Origin of the sequence: Haladaptatus sp. W1 (genome assembly GCF_001723155.1) — an archaeon.
GTDB lineage: Archaea > Halobacteriota > Halobacteria > Halobacteriales > Haladaptataceae > Haladaptatus > Haladaptatus paucihalophilus.
Genome location: NZ_MEIH01000272.1, coordinates 1 through 4,645 on the forward strand (window position 1 = coordinate 1; position 4,645 = coordinate 4,645).

The window sequence follows — 4,645 nt, forward strand, 5'->3', positions numbered from 1 at the left end:
TTCGGGGAGGGCTGGCGCGCCGTCGGACGGGATGAACTTCACGCCGTTGTACTCCGGCGGGTTGTGCGAGGCGGTTATCATCAGTCCGCCCGCGAGGTCGCGGTCCACGAGCGTCCACGCGAGAATCGGCGTCGGGGTGTCTCGCTCGGGGATGAGCACGTCGAACCCGTTCGCGGCGAGGACGCGACAGAGGTCCTCCGCGAACCCCGCGCGACGTTTCGCGTGCGTCGTAGCTCACGGCGACCGTCTCGCCCGCACGGTCCTCGACTTCGCGGAGGTAGTCGGCGACCGCTTGGCCTACGATTTGCACTCGTGGCGACGTGAACTCGTCGAGCGTCGCCCGCCAGCCGTCGGTTCCGAACGAAATCAGCGTATCCATACATCGTTCGTCACCGCCGGGGTCGAAAAAACCACCGTGTGGCGTGGTCCCAGAGAAATGTAGAACATCCAACCAAAGCGCGTTTTCGGGAACCGTTTTGTGAACTCGATGTGAATTCCCGCTCATGAAACTAAGACGAGCGGTATCCGCATCGACGTGCTACTGGAATACGGGACAGTTCAAGCGGCACCAACGACGGTCGGGACGGAACAAGCCCGTTAAACGTTCGCGGCACCAACGAGGTGAATAATGCAACCCAAACCGACAGTCGTCGCGGTATGCGGCAGCATGCGCGACGGAAGTCACACGCGGACAGCCCTGAAACACGTCCTCGACGCCGCCGCGGAAGCGGGGCCGAGACGGAACTCATCGACGTTCGGGAGTACGACCTCCCGATATTCGACCCCGACAAGGAGATGCCGGAGGATGCGGAGGAGATAACGCGGAAGATTCGAGAAGCGGATTCCGTCGTGCTCGGCAGTCCGGTGTACCACGGGTCGTACACTTCCGCCTTCCGCAACGTCCACGACTACTGTAGCTTCGACGAGTTCGAGGATACCACCGTCGGCCTGCTCGCGGTCGCCGGTGGTGGCTCCTACGGCAGCACGCTGGACCACATGCGAATCACCGTTCGCGGCGTCCACGGGTGGGTGCTCCCACACCAAGTCGGGATTCGGAAGGCCTACGACCAGTTCGAGAACGGCGAGTTCGTGGACGAGGATTTGGAGGAGCGAACGCGAAAGCTCGGAGAACAGGCAGCGAAATACGCCTTCATCACGCCCGACGTCACCTTGGCGGAAGCCGACGAGACGGAAGCGGAGGAAGCGGCGGCGGACGACTGAAACTGGTTTCGAAACCCCTCAGTCGATAAGGCGTTCCTTTTCGGCTCGGCGCAGCTGTTTTATCTCGTATTCGCGGGACATCGCGGCGGATTTCGACTCGAATCGCTCGGTGTGGCGCAACGTAACGGGCGTCCTGCCGCGGGTGTATTTCGCCCCGTTTCCGGCGTCGTGTTCCGCCACCCGGCGGTCGACGTCGGTCGTGTAGCCGGTGTAAAAAGTGCCGTCACTGCATTCGACGACGTAAACCCAGTGGTCGGTCACACCTGACAGGCTTCGCGTGGTTCATCTTTGTCCTGTCGGTTCCGCCCCCGTTCAGCCACAGCGGGCTATACTTTTTGCGCACGCTCTCGTGCCACCTCGGCGATACCTGCGTTCGCCGAGCAAGCAGGGCAAGCGCGGATGTAACCGGATTCGTCAGCGAAGACGCGCGCAAATCGTTCCGAGACGTGCGCGCCACAGTGGTCACAGTTTGGCATGCTGTCAGCCGACGATTACCTCGTCGGCAACTGAACCTTCTCGGTGAGCGCATAAATATGCTTTCCAAAATCAGACCCAAATTCGTCGATGGCAAAGATTTGTTCACCGATTACACAACAATATGCTCAAACAATACTGTTCGATTGCGTGTGAACAGATTCGTTTTGTGAATCGGAAAACACGGTTCGACGACCCCCCTCATTTCCGGTGGAGAACGTCGGTTCTCAGGTCGTCGTTCTACGCTCAGTGGTCGTCCCACGTCTTTTCGCCCGCGGGAATCAGCAGGTCCAACCAGTTCTCCTCGGGCGGAAGCGGACACGAGAACGTCTCGCTGTAGGCACAGAACGGGGAGTACGCGAGGTTGAAGTCCACGACGATTTCGTCTCCGTCGGCCGGTTCGCGGTCAGGGTACAGTTCGAGATAGCGCCCGTTCTCGTAGCTCTGTTGTCCCGTCGTCTTGTCTCGAAACGGAACAAACAGCGAGTCCTGTGCCTCCTGCTGGTACACCGCGAGCGAGGCCTCCTCGCCGTCCACGTCGAAGTGGAGCGTCATAGTCCGCAGGTAGCGCTGTGACGGTCCAGCGGTCGTTTCGAGGTCGAGGGGTTCGGGGTCGTCGTGCCGCTCGACCGTCGCCGTCACGCGATAGTCGGCATCGGGGTCGAAGTACGACAGGCCGTCGAAATCGTCGCGTTCCCCCGGTGGAATCGGTGACTGCGGGTGACTCCCGAAGAAGTCGTCTTTCTCCGCTCTGGTGGAGAGCAGTTCCTCACGCCAGTCGGTCTCCGTGGTCTCGAACTCGGTCATACCGTGGCGTACTCGTTCGCGGCGGGTAAACGCTCCGTCCTTCGCCAGTCGCGCCGAGAGCGGGAGAGCGAGGGGAAACGTCAATTCTCCACAAAGAATTTACCCGAGAACGCGAACCGGGAGGACGTATGGGAAATCCACTTGGACTCTTTATCGCCCTCCTCGGTATCGCACAGGCCGCAAAACCGTACGGATTTGCGCGATTTCAGGAACAGATGGACGCCATCGGAAGCAAGCGACGCTCGTCGGAAGTCGAACCGACGGAGTGGAAGGTGATGCTGACGCGGGTGATGGGTATCGTCTTCGCCGTCATTGGTATCGGTATCCTCCTCGGCTAGCGTCGTCGAATCGCCAACCGTACGCACTTCCTCCCGGTCCCCCCTATCACTTCCGCCGCGTGCTTAGGTTTAAATACCGAGACGGGACCACCTCAGGTCAACAGCCCTAAGCAGGGGGGAAACAGAAACAGAATGATGCCGGACTGGCGGACGATATTCGGACACGACGAGCCCTACGACGAGCAGCGGGACGGTATCGAGACGGCCATCGAAACCGCCCGCGACGACGGCTTCACCGTCATCGAAGGTGCCTGCGGGACTGGCAAGACTATGCTGGCGCTGACGGCCGGTCTCGACCTCGTTCGTGACCCGGACAGTCAGTACGAACGCGTGTTCGTCCTCACGAGCGTCAAGCAGCAACTCCGCCAGTTCGAAACCGACCTGAAGACCATCAACGCGAACCTCCCCGACGATTGGAAACCCATCTCCGCGATGACGCTCGTCGGGAAGGCGGACGTCTGCCCCTACAACCGCGAGAACGCGGGGAACATCGACGGCGAGACGGTGTACGACCGCTGTGAGGGACTTCGGGAGCGCACCCGGGACCTGACCGGCGAAGGCGGGGCGGTGACGGCCCAGAACCTCGCGTCCCAAGCTCGAAGCCAGCAGACGGGGTTGGCAGATTCAGGAAAACGGAGAAGCGGCGCGTCGTTCCTCGAAACGGCGGGCGAGCCAACGCCGTACCCACCCGAGATGCCCGAGTACAACGACGTGGAGTACTGCCCGTTCTACGCGCAGTTTTTGGACGACATGCCGGAGGACGGCGACCCGATAGAGGCCGTTCCGTTCGATTTCGACGACATGGGACTCATCGAACCCGCCGATCTCGTCGCCAATTCGGTCCAATGGGGCACCTGCCCGCACTCGATGATGGGGGCGCTCCTCGGTCACGTGGAGGTCGTTGTCGGTAACTACTACCACGCCTTCGACTCGGTGACGACGGCGACGTTCACGGGCGCGCTGGTGGACGACTCCACCTTCCTCGTCTGTGACGAAGCCCACATGCTGGAACCGCGCGTCCGCGACCTCGTGAGCCAGTCGGTCGGCGATTCGACGCTCCGCGACGCCGAATCGGAACTCACGCGCGTCATCCAACCCGTCAAATTCGACGACCGGGACGCGAAACACACCACCGCCGACGCGGAGTTGGTTCGGACGGAACTGGAGGACGCGAACGTCACGCTCCGCGAACTGGAGGACACCCGCGATTTTATCCGCGATTTACGCGACGAACTCGACCGGCGCGTGACGGCCCATCTGGAGCGCGAACACCGCGGGTGGAAGACGAACCTCACCGACCTGCCGGACGAGGAGATACCACTTCGCGACCCGACCGTCCCGCAACCCGACGAGATTTCCGAATGGGCGGCGGACGCAGGCTACGACGGCGGGACGTGGGCGCGCGCGGAGGCGGTCGGCGCGATTGTGGCGCGAATCCTCAACGAAGCGGAGGACGAGGACAGAGAGCGCGCCGCGCTTCCCGCCGGGCGCGTGCTCGGCGAGTGGTACCGCAACGACCACGAGGAGTACTTCCGCGAAATCGTCCTCGAACGAACGTGGAACGACCGCGAACCCGACGATTCGTGGCGGCGAGCGTACAACGCGCAACTCGCCATGCAGAACTGCGTGCCGAGCGGTGCCATCGGCGAGCAACTCGGGGAGTTCGGCGGCGGGATTTTGATGAGCGCGACGCTCGAACCGCTCGAAATCTTCGAGGAGGTGTCCGGACTCGGCCATCTCGAAGCCGACGGTAGGCCCGTCGTGGAGCGGACCTTCGGCCTGAACTTCCCCGAGTCGAACCGTGA

Annotated in this window: 4 protein-coding genes and 2 pseudogenes; 3 read left to right on the forward strand and 3 right to left on the reverse strand. The window is 62.1% G+C overall.

What is annotated here, in order from left to right:
- Window positions 1-379: pseudogene (locus BG842_RS27550) on the reverse strand (phosphoglucomutase/phosphomannomutase family protein); the annotation flags it as partial.
- Window positions 380-628: 249 nt separating this feature from the next.
- Here BG842_RS27550 and BG842_RS12705 point away from each other — a divergent pair.
- Window positions 629-1,221 (forward strand): annotated as a pseudogene (locus BG842_RS12705) (NADPH-dependent FMN reductase).
- A gap of 18 nt (window positions 1,222-1,239) precedes the next feature.
- On the opposite strand, the gene BG842_RS12710 reads toward BG842_RS12705, so the two are convergent.
- Complete coding sequence (locus tag BG842_RS12710; RefSeq protein ID WP_007976242.1) at window positions 1,240-1,482, reverse strand: GIY-YIG nuclease family protein; 243 nt, start codon at window positions 1,480-1,482, stop codon at window positions 1,240-1,242.
- Window positions 1,483-1,941: 459 nt separating this feature from the next.
- Window positions 1,942-2,502, reverse strand: a complete 561-nt coding sequence (locus BG842_RS12715; protein ID WP_069451020.1) for a DUF1684 domain-containing protein — start codon at window positions 2,500-2,502, stop codon at window positions 1,942-1,944.
- Window positions 2,503-2,630: 128 nt separating this feature from the next.
- Between BG842_RS12715 and BG842_RS12720 the strand changes: the two genes are divergently transcribed.
- Together BG842_RS12720 and BG842_RS12725 are read left to right on the forward strand one after the other, a co-directional pair.
- Window positions 2,631-2,840 carry a hypothetical protein gene (locus BG842_RS12720; RefSeq protein WP_069451021.1) on the forward strand — a complete coding sequence of 70 codons (210 nt, stop codon included), beginning with the start codon at window positions 2,631-2,633 and terminating at the stop codon, window positions 2,838-2,840.
- A gap of 135 nt (window positions 2,841-2,975) precedes the next feature.
- Window positions 2,976-4,645, forward strand: a 1,670-nt coding sequence (locus BG842_RS12725) for an ATP-dependent DNA helicase (protein WP_175424146.1), incomplete at its 3' end; no start/stop codon positions are given.

Coding starts and splice junctions, on each gene's coding strand:
- BG842_RS12720 (WP_069451021.1), top strand. CDS start 2,631: ATGGGAAATCCACTTGGACTCTTTATCGCCCTCCTCGGTATCGCACAG.
- BG842_RS12715 (WP_069451020.1), bottom strand. CDS start 2,502: ATGACCGAGTTCGAGACCACGGAGACCGACTGGCGTGAGGAACTGCTC.